The following is a 441-nucleotide window of genomic DNA, read 5'->3' as shown; positions in this document are numbered from 1 at the left end:
CCAATCCAATTGTTTTTTCAGTTCTGTTAACTCTTTTTGTTCTTTCGCTGTATTAAAAAAATCCGATTTCCATCGATTTTCAAGAAGTTGTCCGTTTTGAACCATTTCCTCAGTTATATACCAATAAGCATCTTTTTTCTTTTGAGCACCTAAAGCTAGGTTCCAAATATAACGACAGCATCCCAACGTTTTATGTATTAATATTCTCTGTTCTTCAGTGGGATAGATTCTAAACTTATATCCTTTGTGTATGTTCACTCCCTCACCACCAGTACATACGTTCTGTTTTTATTATACAAAATAAGGAAATGTTTGAAAAGTAGTTTGAATAGAAAAAATAAAAAAATCAAACAATTGACGTACCTAAAGGTACGCCTTGTTTGACCTCACTTTCATCCCACACCTAAAAGAGTGGGCTTTCCCGTTCGGAAAATCTGTAAA

1 protein-coding gene is annotated in these 441 nt (G+C 33.8%); it reads right to left on the bottom strand.

Annotation, left to right across the window (positions count from 1 at the left end; all coding sequences use genetic code 11):
- On the bottom strand, window positions 1-258 hold a 258-nt coding region (locus AAHB12_RS31355; protein WP_342048954.1), incomplete at its 3' end, for a helix-turn-helix domain-containing protein.
- Window positions 259-441: the final 183 nt, after the last annotated feature.

Source organism: Bacillus sp. OTU530, from assembly GCF_038440375.1.
Note: the sequence above shows the minus strand (reverse complement) of the source record. Positions and strands in the feature narration are given on the sequence as shown.